Origin of the sequence: Stygiolobus caldivivus (genome assembly GCF_019704315.1) — an archaeon.
GTDB classification, from domain to species: Archaea; Thermoproteota; Thermoprotei_A; order Sulfolobales; family Sulfolobaceae; genus Stygiolobus; species Stygiolobus caldivivus.
This window is the reverse complement of sequence record NZ_AP024597.1, coordinates 2484757-2498932: the sequence shown is the minus strand read 5'-3', so window position 1 is coordinate 2498932 and position 14176 is coordinate 2484757. Positions and strand designations below refer to the sequence as shown.

Below are 14176 nucleotides of genomic sequence, written 5' to 3'. Positions count from 1 at the left end.
AATACTTTAGATACTACATACAGCAAATTTTGGAGTTTTTGTAGGAATAAGCTCTTATATCCTTTTTTAGTAGTGGATTTAATTACCGATATAAGCATGTATATTACTAATGAGTCAAGTAGATTATGTAATAAAAGCTATTGCTTTACAAATTGAAGATAACGAGCTTGTGTATGTAGGGTTAAACTCTATACCAGCTCTAATTGGGTCTTTTATGGCAAGGGATCTGTATGGTAAAAAAATAAAAATAATAGGGGTAGCAGAAGCCGATAATCCTAAGTCTGTAGAGGTAAGCCCGTCCACGGGAAACCCATTTATGGTTTCCGAAACCCCGGTAATTATCACGGCAGATGCTTTTGACTTAGCTCAAAAAGGCAAGCTTGATGTAATGTTTTTAGGACCAGTACAAATAGACAAAGAGGCTAACGTCAACCTATCAGTGATAGGAGACTACTATAACCCTAAAGTAAGATTGACAGGTGGAGCAGCGACAGCTTTTATTTTACCTCTGGTCAAGAAAGCTATCCTATGGAATCTAAAACACTCTAAAAGGTCATTAGTCGAACGAGTAGACTTTATTACGGGTACGGCGAAATATGCAAAAAATAATGTTATTATAGTTACCAACCTAGGCGTTATAAAACTCGACAGAGAAAAACAGATGTGGTTTATAGATTCGATTTATGAGAATACCACAGTAGACGATATTATTTTAAATACGGGTTTTAAAGTTGTAGCCTCGCCTAACCTCAAACAAATTAGTCTCTCCAGTAGCGAAAAAGAGTTTATCAGAAATATGGACCCACATAACTTACGGGACGCACTTCTATAGTTAAATCGGTTGTAATTCCTCTATAACCCTTTCCCAGTCCACGTCATATAGCCCGAACATACTAGTAGGCTCTGCACCTCTAGGCGAGTGGACTACAGCAGCGACATACTCCCCGTTAATCGTAGGCCTCCTACCGTAAAAGTAGTTTCTATTCACTATTTCTTCTGCAGTTATAATAGTGACCTTAGCGGCCTTAGCCTTATACTCGTCCTCATAAATGGGGCCTAAAATTTCACTATTTCCTTCTTCATCAGCTCTATGTACGTGGATCACTGCCACATCTGGGACTATTGCCTTGACCAAGATAATCTCTTCACCTGAGAAAGGGTCTCTAGATAATTTCCAATCACCTGCTTTTTCGTGGATCTTGACCAAGTCCGAGCCTATTATACCCTTTACAGGCATAAAAGAAAGCCCGAAAGCTCCAGCTCTTATCCCTGCGATAAAGGCGCCGCAAGTATCCTCTAAAAATTCCACATCTTTATTTTCTATCATTTTTCTGAAATAAGGTGGGATACCGAACCATTCTAACGTAGCCATAGCGGCTCTTACCCTACTTACTACACCGTGCTTAAGCAGTACCTCTAACCCGAACCCGGGTTCCCTGTCTATGAAATAAAGGTCTTTTTTACCGCTCCTAATGAGCTCATAAATAAACGACATAGGGTTTCTGTGAAAGGACATCCCGCTGATCGTGATAGAACTTCCATCTCGTACTAAGTTTACGGCATCCTTTAAACTCATTAGCTTACTCAAACTTGTCCACCACTTTAATTTCCGATAACGCTCTTTTAGCCTCTTCTACGCTAGCTTCATCTTCTAACGACGATATATCTCCGATATCTTTACCAGTCGCTAACGACTTTAATACCCTCCTCATTATTTTTCCAGTTCTAGTATGGGGTAATTTGTTAACAAACACTACATCTTTGACCACTGCGATAGCTCCTAGATTTCTCTTGACGCTATCGAGGATTTTTTGCTTAACTTCAACGAGGTCTTTTACTCCTTCCCTGGGTACGGCAAATATGATTGCTATCTCACCCCTTATTGTGTCCGGTACCCCTACGACTGCTACTTCTGCTACCTCAGGGATATAGGCGGCGTTTTCGATCTCTGCAACACCTATCCTATGCCCTGCGATTTTTAATACATCGTCACTCCTACCAAGTATGTATAAGTACCCGTCTTCATCTAGATATCCGTAATCACCTGTCTCATAGTATTTAAACCTAGTATAATATTTCTCATATCTCTCGTCATTCCATAACCCTATCATAAAAGCTGGGGATGGTGTTACGACTATTATATTCCCTGCTTTCCTGCTAGGTAACTCGTTTCCTCCATCATCAACTATCTTTATTTTAATTGAAGGTAAAGGTAAACCTACACTCCCGTCTTTAATCTCGACAAAACCGTAGTAAGATCCGCCTGGCGAAGCTATGTATCCTGAATTTTCTGTCTGACCCCATACTTCGAAAATCTTCTCAGCTTTTACATTATTTCTCAGCCAGTTCAGAGCTTCAATTCCTAGGCTTTCGCCAGCCGTTACAAAAATTTCTAAGCTACTCGTATCGAACTTATTTACATGTTCATCACCGTATTTCATTAACATCTTAATCAATGTAGGAGCTGTCCATACATACTCGACCCGGTATTTTTCGATTATTTCCCACATAACTCCGGGGTGAGGGTAGTCTAATACACCTTCATACCATATAGAAGTTCCGTAATTTAGCAGTACACCGTATAGACTGTAAGAATGCCCGTTAATCCATCCCAAATCGGCTGTGGTTAAAAGCTTTTTATTACCTGAAAAATCATAGAGCCATTTAACATGAGCATAGTCCCAAACTGTATAAGAACCCATTGCATGGACTATCCCTTTAGGTCTTCCCGTAGTACCTGATGTATACAAGATAAACAGAGGGTCTTCTGAGGAAGTTTTAGCGATTTCTTGCGATGTATTTATTTTACTTAGTTCACTGAAATCGATATCTCTATTCTCCTTAAAGTCTGATTTTCCTTCTCTATTTAAAACCACTACTTTTTCGACTTGTACTTGGCTCTCTTTTATTGCCTCATCTACTACCTTCTTTAGCTCTATACTCCTTCCTCTTCTGTACGTAACGTCGGCTGTAAATATTATCTTCGGCCTCGCGCTTTTAATCCTCTCAGCTAAGGCTTTTACACCGAACCCGGAGAACACTACAGTATGTATAGTACCTGCCCTGGCTGATCCTAACATCACTGCACCTGCTTCTACTACCATGGGCATGTACAATAGAACAGTATCGCGGTTAGAAGCGTACTGTCTGATAAACGAAGCGATCTTTAGAGTTAAGTCGTAAAGCTGTGAATAGGTATACTTTTTCTCCTGTTGGAATTCATTTAACCACAGGATAGCTACCTTGTCCCCTCTACCTTGTTTAACCCATCTGTCTAAAGCATTATAAGCAATATTTATTTCGCCATTAACGAACCACCTATAGTTATCCGGTGATTTATAATCAAGGACTTTAGTATATGGCTTAAACCAAATTAGCTCTTTAGCTATACTGTCCCAAAATTCCTCCGGTCTTTCTATACTTTCTCTCCATAATTTAAGGTACTCGTCTAAACTAATTTCCCTCATTGTAGATTAGATACTCAAAAGGAGTTTAATAGCTTGTAGCCAATACTACCCGTCATGAGAAAAGTTAGCTTATTTTTAGGAGTGGAGATTGTACTTATATATAAAATCTGAATATTTACCTTAGTTTCACAATTTAGCTTTATACGACTTAACTTTATTATCCTAAGTTCAAATAAACTTTCAGATGATGTAAGTCATGCCAGCGCGACCGGTGAGTTATGAAACCCTGAGGTAGCTGATTTTCTTTATTGGATCCACCCTTTTTGTATAATTTCCTTAACATATTTACCCGTTGAGGATGAGGCAGATATTTTCTTTATTATAACTGTTTCTGATAACCCGCTTCTTTCTTTCCATACTGTCAAAGACTCTCTTAACTTCTTGAGAGCGGTCTCGTGATACTTGCATAAACCGTTTGAACCGGTAGCTTCTAATCTACATACCTTACATTGGGTATATCTAACAAGTCCTAATACTCCTCCTAACTTCTCTCCTATAGGCTTTTTAACTTCCTGGTACTTATCCAAGTATTGTTCTAACATTTTAACGGTATCATCGATTACCTCTTGTTCTTTTGCTTTACCGTCTATGATCGCGTTGAGTTTCTCTTCCATTTTCTTAGTTAGCGAAATATCTGTTAGTTCATTAAAATACTGATCTAGAACTTCTGCTACCGTTATCCCTAAGTAGGTAGGAACTATATAAGTACCCTTTTTCTCTAAATATTTCCTATCGAATAGAGTTTCTATTATTCTACCCCTAGTAGCCTCGGTCCCTAGGTTAGAGCTCTCCATCCATTTCAGCAAATCAATTTTAGTTAACCTACCTTGTGAAGGTTTCGACATTTTCATAGATACTGAAACTTTTGTTATTCTCCCGATTTCCCCCTCTTTTGTATCTAAAAATTCTTCATCTGTAACTTTACGATAGGGATAAACTAGTAACCATCCCTTGAACTCAACTTTCTGGAACGAAAGTTTAGCTTTGAATTCAGTGTTTTTAAATGCGAGGACAACGTGTTGATCTTTAACTCTAGCATCCGCTGAAATACTGGCTAAGAACCTCCTTACAATTAACTCATATAATTTGTACGTTTTAAGTTGTAATCCCTTAGCTTTTTCCCCGGTAGGGTATATAGCGGGGTGTGCAGGGTCTTCCTTTTCGCCTTGTCTTACTTTAAACCCCCTTTCCTTCTTAGTAATATTTTTCACAGTTTTTACTAGGCTAGCAAAGTTATTTTTTTCTAACTCTTGGACTATTTGATCAATATTCACAGTCGCGGGTATTTTCTGGCTATTTGTCCTCGGATAACTAATTAGTCCGTCCAAGTAGAGCTCCTCTGCAAGCCTTTCAGTATAATAAGGTGAAAGGCCTAATACTCGTCCCGCTTCAACTTGAAGATCTCCGAGGTTAAAAGGGGGAGGACGAATTAGATTCCTTTCCTCATAGTTTACTTCCTTTACTATAATCTGATCAGAACGTATTTTTTCAGCGAATTTTTGTGCCTCTTCCTTACTCTCAAAAACCTTGTCTAACGTAAACTTAATTTTTCTTTTGTTAATTACTGCCTCAACGCTTATAGTATAGTAAGGAAGAGGGACATAGGTCTCTCTATCTACAGTAGTATTAACAACATGGATTAACGTGGGACTTTGAACCCTTCCTGCACTTAAAACCACTTTCTTACTCGTAACCTCTTTAATAGCGTTCATCAAAGCCCTACTTACATTTATACCCCATAACCAGTCTACCTTATGCCTTGCTATTCCAGCACTTATCATGTTATAATCTAAGGGCTCCAAGTGGGCAAACGCTCGTCTTATATCTTCTCTAGTTAGAGCAGAAAACTTCATCCTTTTGGCTTTTTTCTCATCCCCAAAGAATTTAATTATTATATAACCTATCACCGAACCTTCTATGTCGAAGTCGCAAGCATTCACAAATTCTTTTGCACTTGAAGACAGAGCTTTGAACAATTCATAATATTTCTTTGTATACCTAGAAGAACTATCGATGTACCACAGTGGCTTCCATTCCATTGAAAAAACTGGAAAACCTGAATTACCATGTAAATTAAAGAGGTGACCTGCTGCAGGTGCAATGATCAACTGATTTCTGTCATAGTTGACGACCCAATATGTTACGGAGAACTGCTTACATACTTGTGGTTTAGTCGATAAAGCTTCAGCTATTTTCTTAGCTGCCTTACTTTTTTCAGCAATGATTAATGTGTACTCTTTAGGTTTACAGACCATATCTATTCTATCTTTCTAATTGATACTAGTTCTGTCTTACCATTAGGATAAATACGCCTAATAGTAATAGGTAATACACCCTTCTTTAACTCTTCTTCTGCAATGCTGATAACATCATCATAAGGTAAGTTGGAAGTGTCAATTAAAGGTTGTGCACCCATTGCAAGTTGTAATGCCCTCGCGCTTATAATTCTCGCAATTTCATACTTTGTTAACCTTCCCTTCCAACTCTCCTCAAAAATCTTGTTAATTTTACTAATACTCATTACCATTCACACTCAATGAGTAAGAAAAAAATCTAACGCTTAATCCCAGTTTACCTCTTTAGCTAAGAACTCTGGTAACTTACATTCTGGCGGAGGGGTAAACGGGATCTCTGAGTTAAATATAGTTCCTAGAGCGTTAGCTAACTTCATAACAGCCCTATCGTCTACTACCCCTAATAAGCCGAATCTCACTATTTTCTCTTTTAACTCTCCTATTCCAGGTGAGATCTCTATCTTAAATTCCTTGAGCTTAGCCCTTAGATCCTTTATTGGAGGTGCTGCAGCTACTACAGTATTTGAAAAATTACTTTCATTACCAAACAGTGAAAAACCTAGATAACTGGCTACACTCCTTATAAAACGTGCACAAGATTCATGCCTTCTCCACCTGTTTTCAATACCTTCCATCTTCAATAACTCTGCAGCTCTTAGAGTAGCATTGAACACACCTACAGCTGGAGTAAACGGCGTTTCAAACTTATCTTGGAACTTCAAATATAATGAAATATCTAGGTAAGCTGGGACTTCTTCTTTAACAAGTTCATTTATCCCGTCCTGAGATAAAGCAACGAAGCCCAGACCAGGGACGGAGGCTAGTGCTTTTTGGCTACCGGTAGCTACAGCGTCTATTTTCCACTCATTCACGAGTAGTTTATATGCAGCAAAACCTGATACTGAATCGACAAGTAGCTTTAGACCCTTACTTTTTACCGCATGAGCAATATCTTCCATATTCCTGAATGCGATCCCAGTACTTGTCTCATTATGGACTAGAGCTACTGTCGTTGCGTCTTTATTATTATCTATTGCTTCTTTTATCTCGTCGACCGTAAAGGCTTCGCCTAAGGGTTTCTCGTAACTTACTACGTTAGCACCTCTTCTTCTTAATGAATCAAGGAGTCTGTTTCCAAATTCCCCGTATGGAAAAGTAATGACTTTCTCTCCTCTTTTTATTAGAGAGTATACCATAGCTTCTACGGCTAGAGTACCAGAACCTGTCAATAAGGCAACTCTTTTAGAGCTAAAATGTTCGTTCATTAAAATTTCTAGGTTTTTGACTATTTCTCTAAATTTATCGCTTCTATGGTTAATCACTAACGTAGATGCTTCCTTTACGCTTTTAGGAACCTCCACTGGTCCCGGAATAAGTAACATCTTATATCAACCCCAGCTCTTTCATAGCTGTCAATAAGTTTTGTAATGTCATTTCCGCAACCCTCTGTTGGGCCTCTTTAGTTTGAGCGCCTATATGAGGAGTAACTATAACTCTTTCGTGTTTCAGTAGCTCTAATTCCCATTCTTCTTTTGGTGGCTCGTTCCAAAAAACGTCTGTTGCGTATGCATAAACTTTTCCAGACTTTATGTAGTCTAGTAAAGCTTTACCGTCAACTGATACTGCCCTACTCGTGTTCACGATTATTACATTATTTTTCATTTTTTCAAATTTATCTCTATCTAATATAGGTTTTGCGTTTTTACCTACCGTAACGTGTATACTTATAACATCCGACTCTTTTACTAGCTCGTCTAGTGTTACGGCTTTAGCATTGAGCTTTTCAGCCTTTTCCTTGATATCTATCACGTCATAAGCTAAAACTCTCATTCCCATAGCATTTGCAATTAATCCTACCTTAGTTCCTATTCTACCATAACCAATTATACCTATGGTTTTACCCGCTAATTCTATGCCCTCTATCTTTTTGAATATACCTGATTTCGCAAGGTTCATCCCAGTGTGCATCTTTCTAGCCGCTGCTATCATTAGACCAATAGTTAACTCCACTGCAGAATCTGTAGATGCACCCGGTGCATAAACTACTTTAATCCCCCTTTTATCAGTTTCATCAGTGTCGATGTTATCCAATCCTATCCCAGCTCTTGCGATGATCTTCAGGTTCTTCCCTCTTTCTATTACTTCCTTATCTACTTTGGTCCTACTTCTTACTACTAATACATCATAGTTTTCAATTATACCAAGAAGTTCTTTCCTTTCTATTTCTGGTTTATAATCTACATCTGCTCCTTTCTCTTTAAGAGTTTTAATTAGTATTTCATTAATCGGATCTGTAATTAATACTTTAACGGAAGGCATAATCGTCACCCTTAGGACAATTTAAAGAATTAGCTCTTTAACATGATGATGAAGATGATGAAGAAAAAGCACAGAACACGATTGTTGTTAAATAATCTTGAATGCCTTTAGGCACATTCAAAGGACTTTTGCTTAGTTGCATTTTTACCCTCAAATTATACGTCAAATTCTTACTTTTATATTTTTTTATTTTATTTTACGAGAGTTTGAGTTTGCTTAAAAAATATAAAGAGATCAAGCAACCCTACTTGCATATTTAAAGATGATGCTAGAGCTTTTAATAAACCCTCTACCAATAAGTACCTCCTTTTACTGTCTACTTTTTTAATGTTAACATACAAATAATTATTTACAAATTTTAAGATATGTCTGTCCACTATTGCAAGATCAAAGTAACCTACATTACGGAGGAAATGGCTTGATTCTTTGTATCCTAAGCCTTTCACATTAGATACTAGAAATTCTCTCGCGCTTATTTGATCAATGTCTGCTATAGGTTTTACAATGCTTTTAAGTTTTCCATAATAAGTATCTATTGCCCGCTTAATATATATTGCCTTAAGATTATAAAATCTATATCCTGAATTCTTAAGAATAGAGGAAATTTTATCTTTACTTAATGTAGTTATATCGTATGAATATAATTCGACTAAGGCTTTATAAGAGGATATAAAAGAAGAGTTGGAGGTAAGTAAACATAAAACTAGTTCTCTAAACCAGACTTCTTCCCCAGATCTATTATTTAATAAAAATTCGTCAGCTCTTTCTAGTACTCTTGCTCTTAGCTTTTTGTCTCGAACCAGTTCTCTTACCACTCTTCTTTTTCTTGCTTTTAACTTTCTTATTAGCCTTTTTAGTAGTTGGCATTTCTTTTGTACCTTTAGGCTTAGAATTGATTTCCCCTTTAGAAACCACTTTAGTGAACCCATTTTCAAAGTCCAATATTACAAAGGGTTTGTCAAACTTCTCTGTTATATCTAGCCCTATCAACCTATAATCCTTATCAAAAAACGTTATATATTCCATAGAAACTGCGTCAGGATTTTGAGCATCTTTAGGATAACCTATCCTCAGTATCTTTAGAGGTTCGGGTAAAGTATATCTGATTGCACTTGGAGCGTTCGTAGCTTTAAACCTATCGGATGAAACGACTATTGCATAGACACTGTCTTGAGGAGAAATTTTTTCTGCTTCGTCTTCGCTTTTTATATCTATATTATCCTCTTTTTCTTTGATAACTTTGTACCCAATTAAACCCGGTATGAGTTCAATAGGTTCTATTTTATAGTAAGAGACAACTGCCTGCACTTCTAATTCCTAATATATTTATAGTCTTCTCCTAATAATAATTACTCTTTGCGGAAGAAGGTAACACCTCATCCTCACGATAAATATAAATATATGGGAAAAGGTAGTATATCGCATGAGTATTAAAGGGAGAGGAAGTACCGCTTACGGACATATAGGCTGGGTACAAGTATACTGTAGAATATGTAACAGGAAACTAAGAATGGGAACTGATATTGTGTATAAATGCCCTAAATGTGAGAAGAAATATAGGGCTTATTTCTGCGAGGCCGATGCAAGGGGGTTGAAGTATAAGTGCCCTTATTGTGGGAGTGAACTTGTCCAACCAGTTTAGAAAAATCTTGTTAGATAACAAAGAACTTGTAGTAATAGGAAATATTTTTTACGCAGATACAGAACTTATTATAAAAAACCAAGAAAATCTAAAAGTGCTACACAACGTGAATAATATAAGTTATGTAGAGCTAAACGTTGAAAATAATGATTACAAGATAGTTAGAGGTATAGTATGCAAATCAAGAATACACACATATTTATGTAATATTGTAGCGGAGTTAAAGAAGGAAATAGCAGAAGATGAACAATTAAAACAAGTTTACTTAAAAATGCTTGAGGACGTAGCCAAGGTCATTACATAACCTTGTTCTCTAAGCCTTGAGCCTATTTTAGACAATAGGTTAACTAGAGATTGAGAGTTAATAGATTGAGCCTTAATATGAATATTTAGTTGCCGCCCCTCATTAAAAGAGGTGAAAACTACGATCAATGTATCTGTCGAAGGCGCACAAAGTAGAGAAGCCCCAGCTTTTACGACATTACATACCTCTCTTAGATCTTTTTCTATCAACTCCAAGGCGTATGTACTCCTTAGAACATTAGAGGGATCGGAGGGTAGAACCACATATTCTAACTCAAACAATTACCTTCACCTACTTGAGTTTAGTGTTTACACCCTTAACTGGGATCTTCAGCTTTTCAAAGAGAGCTTTCACTTGCTCGATATACGACTGATCACCGTTCACCAGCTTAAGCTTTAACTTCCTATAATTCATTTCAGAAACGATATGTCCGTCCTTGTATACTTTTACTTTACCTCTTACTTTATTCTTAATATTTTTTATAAATACTAGGTGAATGAAAATACCCTTATCAGGTACAACTATTACGTCCTTTTCACCCACTCTATAAGTTGGTGGAAGCTTATTTTTTACCTGAAAATTCTTAAACTCAACAAGCTCGTTATTCTTTACCTCAAAGATTAGAGTCCTAATTGCATGCTTACCGGTTTTACTTTTACTATTTTCTAAGTAAACCTCCACTTTTAACAAACCTCGCTGACTCAATTATACCTTCTGGAGTTAATTTATCTTCAAGATACGCATCTATCAAAATATCATTCTTAAACAAGAATTTTAAAAGACCTTTTCTAAGGGGTAAACCGCTAGCTCTGTAAAGTGAAAGGATCTTATATTGTAGCATTACACTTTTCTCTAAAGGTCTGAGATCGGATTCCAGTTTGATGTCAAAGTGGGCTGGATCATAGTTTATAGCCTCAAAAGCTTTTATAGCTGATATCGCGGAAGGCCGAATCCCTTCACCGCTTAAGGGAAAAACTAAACCCCTAGCCTCTCCTATTCTTCCCGATTTATTTTTCACTGGTGAAATAGAAATGGGTGCACCTCTTAGATCAGTTATCTCAAAATGCCCTATCCTTTCTTTCATATAACTTAGCAACAGTTCTTTGGAATTCTTATGCTCTATAAAACCGGCCCCCACATTAAGTAGGCCTTCTTCGGCTGGGAAAACCCAATAAAACCCTGTATACTTAGTATTAAATTCGAAAATTGCCTCATCGGTGAACTTGTCTGTTTTGATAATAGCCCTAGTCGTGTATACAACATCTCTATCCATATCGTAAGGACCTTTAGAGTCTATCACAAGGTCGAACTCACTTTTTCTGAAATTGTTAACATGGTTAAATCCAAGACTTTTCCTCATTTCATTGATCCACTTCCACTTATCGATAACTAACCACTTAGTATGCTTGTATTGTACATCATATACTCTTTCTCCATCTACGTAGAAAGCAAATCTCTTTATGTTAAATTTGACTTCCCAAGGATAAGGAGGAGAAAATACATTAGGAACTATATCACCGCATGGCTTAACATAGTTACTAACTACGTCAAAAAGTTCAACTTCGTGGTTAGTTTTAGTCCTTAATAAGTATCCAAGTAGAGAACCTGATACTCCACCACCTATAATTGCAATCTTCATTTCCAACAGTTTTTAACCTCATACCTTATAAACTAGTGATATATTGGGTGAAACAATGCTAACGCAGGATGAGATTAATAAAAAGATGGAGGAATGGCCTAAACACTATGACCCTAAATCAATAGAACTTAAATGGCAAAAAATTTGGTTGAGCCAAGAATTCTGGGAAAGAGTATTTAGATTTAGAGACGAAGATGATAGCTCCCCGACATTTATTATTGATACTCCTCCCCCTTTCACAAGCGGAGAACTTCACATGGGACACGCTTACTGGGTCTCAATAGCAGATACAATAGGAAGGTTTAGGAGACTTCAAGGATATAACGTACTTTTACCTCAAGGTTGGGACACGCAAGGACTTCCTACAGAACTAAAAGTCCAATATAAGCTTGGAATACCCAAAGATAACAGGGAACTTTTTCTCAAAAAATGCATAGAATGGACTGAAGAAATGATAAAGAGAATGAAGGAAGCAATGATAAGACTTGGTTATAGACCAGAATGGGAAAGATTTGAGTATAGGACATACGAAGAAAAATACAGAAAAGTAATACAGAAAAGTTTGCTTCAAATGTTCGAGAACGGTTTAATAGAAATGAGAGAAGGCCCCGTGTATTGGTGCCCTAAGTGTGAGACGGCACTAGCTCAAAGTGAGGTAGGATATTTAGAAAAAGACGGAATCCTAGCATTTATTAAATTTCCCCTTAAAGATGGAGGAGACATAATAATCGCTACTACAAGGCCCGAATTACTGGGGGCTACACAAGCAGTAGCTGTTCACCCAGAGGATGAAAGATATAAAAATTTAGTAGGGAAAACTGTCATAGTTCCATTGTTTAATAAAGAAGTGAAAATCATAGCTGATAGAGCAGTAGAAAAAGAGTTTGGTACAGGCGCGGTCATGATCAGTACCTATGGTGACCCCCAGGATATAAAGTGGCAATTAATGTATAATTTGCCCGTAACTGAGCTAGTTGACGAGAAAGGTAGAATGAAAAACACTAATGGCCTTCTAGACGGATTAAAAGTAATGGAAGCTAGGAAAAAGATAGTAGAAATGCTGAAACAGCAAGGTTATCTAGTTAAAGTAGAAAATATTAAGCATAATGTTCTATCCCACACGGAAAGAAGCGATTGTCTCTCCCCTATTGAATTCTTAACAAAGAAACAGATATACATTAAGACATTGCAATTCAAACCCCAATTACTAGAAGAATACAAAAAGATGAAGTTTATCCCATCCAGAATGTCACATTACCTAGAGGACTGGATAAATAGCCTAGAATGGGACTGGAATATTAGTAGGCAAAGGGTATACGGTACTCCATTACCTTTTTGGTATTGCGATAACGGACACTTAGTCCCAGCTAGGGAGGAGCAACTCCCGGTAGATCCAACAAAAATAAACCCACCAACAGATAAATGTCCTAAATGCGGGTTACCCCTAAAACCTGTAACGGATGTAGCTGACGTCTGGATCGACTCTAGCGTAACCGTAGTGTATTTAACAGGCTTTTACACGGATAAAGGAAGGTTTTCAAAGACTTTTCCGGCATCAATTAGGTTACAAGGGACAGATATAATACGTACGTGGTTATTCTATACTTTTTTCAGAACCCTCATGCTAACAGGGAACGTGCCTTTCAAAGAGGTCCTGGTAAACGGACAAGTACTAGGACCTGACGGAACTAGAATGAGTAAAAGTAAAGGAAATGTAGTAAACCCCTTAGACAGAGTAGATGAATTTGGTGCTGACGCTATTAGGTTAACCCTATTAGATGCAAGGATCGGAGACGATTTCCCGTTTAAATGGGAGACAGTCAAAGCTAAGAAATTACTATTACAAAAACTATGGAACGCAGGAAGATTATCTTATGCATTTATAGGTAAGAGAAAGTTTAATAAGCCCTCGACTTTTCATCCGATAGACAAGTGGATTTTATTAGAACATAAGAAATTCGTAGAGAAAGCAATTACAGCATATAATAGTTACGACTTTTATACGGTAGTCGAATCATTATACTCATATTTCTGGGAAACCATCGCAGATGAATACTTAGAACTACTCAAACACAGACTATTTGAAGAAGACCAGTCAGCACTCTATACTCTCCAAAGAATATTCAGAGAACTACTAATAATTTTGCACCCGCTGGCACCTCATATCACCGAAGAAATGTACAGCAGACTCTTTGGAGATAAAATGAGCATTTTACTAGAAAGGATGCCTGAGGTAAACGATATAGAAGAGGATGCTGAAATCCTGAAACTAGGGGAATATATAAAGAGAACTACTTCTGCTATAAGGACGCTTAAAATACAGAATCAACTGTCAATAGTTTCTATCATAAATGTCAAACTATATGGTCCTAAAGATTACATAGAGAAAATAAGGGCTATTGAAAATGATATAAAGAAAACGTTAAAAATAGAAAATATTGAATACGCGGAAAGCGAAGAAATAAGAGCTGAGCTAATATCAGTGATCAAAAAGTAACTTTTCATTTTCTT

14 protein-coding genes are annotated in these 14176 nt (G+C 37.1%); 4 read left to right on the top strand and 10 right to left on the bottom strand.

All coding sequences use genetic code 11. The features are described 5' to 3' along the window. Positions 1-109: 109 nt before the first annotated feature. Positions 110-832, top strand: coding sequence for a CoA-transferase subunit beta (locus tag KN1_RS12425; protein ID WP_221287959.1), 723 nt, complete (start codon positions 110-112; stop codon positions 830-832). Here KN1_RS12425 and KN1_RS12420 read toward each other — a convergent pair whose 3' ends face one another. The 8 genes from KN1_RS12420 to KN1_RS12385 all read right to left on the bottom strand — a co-directional run bounded on the left by KN1_RS12420 (position 833) and on the right by KN1_RS12385 (position 9388). After that, positions 833-1576 (bottom strand): CoA transferase subunit A, encoded by a 744-nt coding sequence (locus KN1_RS12420; protein WP_221290753.1) that lies wholly within the window; start codon positions 1574-1576, stop codon positions 833-835. Positions 1577-1580: 4 nt separating this feature from the next. Then, positions 1581-3467: an AMP-binding protein gene (locus KN1_RS12415; RefSeq protein WP_221287958.1), complete on the bottom strand. Its 1887-nt coding sequence runs from the start codon at positions 3465-3467 to the stop codon at positions 1581-1583. Positions 3468-3712: 245 nt separating this feature from the next. After that, entirely contained in the window at positions 3713-5722 is a 2010-nt protein-coding gene (locus KN1_RS12410) for a DNA topoisomerase I (protein ID WP_221287957.1), read from the bottom strand. A gap of 2 nt (positions 5723-5724) precedes the next feature. Next, positions 5725-5988 carry a DNA-directed RNA polymerase subunit K gene (locus tag KN1_RS12405; RefSeq protein ID WP_221287956.1) on the bottom strand — a complete coding sequence of 88 codons (264 nt, stop codon included), beginning with the start codon at positions 5986-5988 and terminating at the stop codon, positions 5725-5727. Between the two features lie 39 nt (positions 5989-6027). Continuing rightward, complete coding sequence (locus tag KN1_RS12400) at positions 6028-7143, bottom strand: pyridoxal-phosphate-dependent aminotransferase family protein (RefSeq protein ID WP_221287955.1); 1116 nt, start codon at positions 7141-7143, stop codon at positions 6028-6030. 1 nt (position 7144) lies between these two features. Continuing rightward, on the bottom strand, positions 7145-8080 hold the full coding sequence (locus KN1_RS12395) for an NAD(P)-dependent oxidoreductase (protein WP_221287954.1): 936 nt from the start codon (positions 8078-8080) through the stop codon (positions 7145-7147). Between the two features lie 191 nt (positions 8081-8271). Continuing rightward, positions 8272-8895, bottom strand: coding sequence for an N-glycosylase/DNA lyase (locus tag KN1_RS12390; protein ID WP_221287953.1), 624 nt, complete (start codon positions 8893-8895; stop codon positions 8272-8274). Next, positions 8837-9388, bottom strand: a complete 552-nt coding sequence (locus tag KN1_RS12385) for a hypothetical protein (RefSeq protein ID WP_221287952.1) — start codon at positions 9386-9388, stop codon at positions 8837-8839. The genes KN1_RS12390 and KN1_RS12385 overlap by 59 nt, the downstream gene beginning before the upstream one ends. Positions 9389-9503: 115 nt before the next feature. On the opposite strand from KN1_RS12385, the gene KN1_RS12380 reads away from it, so the two are divergent. Beyond that, positions 9504-9722, top strand: coding sequence for a hypothetical protein (locus tag KN1_RS12380; RefSeq protein ID WP_221287951.1), 219 nt, complete (start codon positions 9504-9506; stop codon positions 9720-9722). Then, entirely contained in the window at positions 9694-10026 is a 333-nt protein-coding gene (locus tag KN1_RS12375) for a hypothetical protein (RefSeq protein ID WP_221287950.1), read from the top strand. Before KN1_RS12380 ends, KN1_RS12375 begins: the two co-directional genes overlap by 29 nt. Before the next feature lie 291 nt (positions 10027-10317). Here the strand turns inward: KN1_RS12375 and KN1_RS12370 are convergent, their stop codons facing one another. Continuing rightward, positions 10318-10707 (bottom strand): hypothetical protein, encoded by a 390-nt coding sequence (locus tag KN1_RS12370; protein WP_221287949.1) that lies wholly within the window; start codon positions 10705-10707, stop codon positions 10318-10320. Continuing rightward, positions 10685-11665, bottom strand: a complete 981-nt coding sequence (locus KN1_RS12365) for a geranylgeranyl reductase family protein (protein WP_221287948.1) — start codon at positions 11663-11665, stop codon at positions 10685-10687. Before KN1_RS12365 ends, KN1_RS12370 begins: the two co-directional genes overlap by 23 nt. Before the next feature lie 55 nt (positions 11666-11720). Between KN1_RS12365 and KN1_RS12360 the strand changes: the two genes are divergently transcribed. Continuing rightward, positions 11721-14162: a valine--tRNA ligase gene (locus KN1_RS12360; RefSeq protein WP_221287947.1), complete on the top strand. Its 2442-nt coding sequence runs from the start codon at positions 11721-11723 to the stop codon at positions 14160-14162. Positions 14163-14176: the final 14 nt, after the last annotated feature.

Excerpts from the sequence above, each read along its gene's own strand:
- KN1_RS12415 (WP_221287958.1), bottom strand. The coding sequence starts at position 3,467 with ATGAGGGAAATTAGTTTAGACGAGTACCTTAAATTATGGAGAGAAAGT.
- KN1_RS12395 (WP_221287954.1), bottom strand. The coding sequence starts at position 8,080 with ATGCCTTCCGTTAAAGTATTAATTACAGATCCGATTAATGAAATACTA.
- KN1_RS12425 (WP_221287959.1), top strand. The coding sequence starts at position 110 with ATGAGTCAAGTAGATTATGTAATAAAAGCTATTGCTTTACAAATTGAA.
- KN1_RS12410 (WP_221287957.1), bottom strand. The coding sequence starts at position 5,722 with ATGGTCTGTAAACCTAAAGAGTACACATTAATCATTGCTGAAAAAAGT.
- KN1_RS12400 (WP_221287955.1), bottom strand. The coding sequence starts at position 7,143 with ATGTTACTTATTCCGGGACCAGTGGAGGTTCCTAAAAGCGTAAAGGAA.
- KN1_RS12380 (WP_221287951.1), top strand. The coding sequence starts at position 9,504 with ATGAGTATTAAAGGGAGAGGAAGTACCGCTTACGGACATATAGGCTGG.
- KN1_RS12360 (WP_221287947.1), top strand. The coding sequence starts at position 11,721 with ATGCTAACGCAGGATGAGATTAATAAAAAGATGGAGGAATGGCCTAAA.
- KN1_RS12405 (WP_221287956.1), bottom strand. The coding sequence starts at position 5,988 with ATGAGTATTAGTAAAATTAACAAGATTTTTGAGGAGAGTTGGAAGGGA.
- KN1_RS12420 (WP_221290753.1), bottom strand. The coding sequence starts at position 1,576 with ATGAGTTTAAAGGATGCCGTAAACTTAGTACGAGATGGAAGTTCTATC.
- KN1_RS12365 (WP_221287948.1), bottom strand. The coding sequence starts at position 11,665 with ATGAAGATTGCAATTATAGGTGGTGGAGTATCAGGTTCTCTACTTGGA.